This is a genomic window from Enterobacter cloacae complex sp.6700776 (genome assembly GCF_048284255.1).
GTDB classification, from domain to species: Bacteria; Pseudomonadota; Gammaproteobacteria; order Enterobacterales; family Enterobacteriaceae; genus Enterobacter; species Enterobacter intestinihominis.
In genome coordinates this window covers 1-260 of the sequence record NZ_JBLVYK010000341.1, presented here as the reverse complement: position 1 = coordinate 260, position 260 = coordinate 1, and the positions used below count along the sequence as shown (strand labels likewise).

The 260-nt window shown below is 61.9% G+C and carries 1 protein-coding gene; it reads left to right on the top strand.

Annotated features, from left to right (window positions below; translation table 11 throughout):
* A partial coding sequence (locus ACNQ0T_RS24545) for a UvrD-helicase domain-containing protein (protein WP_417930530.1) occupies positions 1-260 on the top strand: 260 nt, incomplete at both ends.

Here is a 260-nt window from a genome sequence, read left to right as displayed (position 1 = left end):
GATCCTGCTGCCAACGCTGCTGCTGCAGCGCAACGAGGAGGTGCGCGAGCGCTGGCAAAATAAGATCCGCTACCTGCTGGTAGATGAGTATCAGGATACCAATACCAGCCAGTATGAGCTGGTGAAACTGCTGGTGGGTCAGCGGGCGCGCTTTACCGTGGTGGGCGATGACGACCAGTCGATCTACTCCTGGCGCGGCGCGCGGCCGCAGAACCTGGTGCTGCTCAGCCAGGACTTCCCGGCGCTGCAGGTGATCAAGC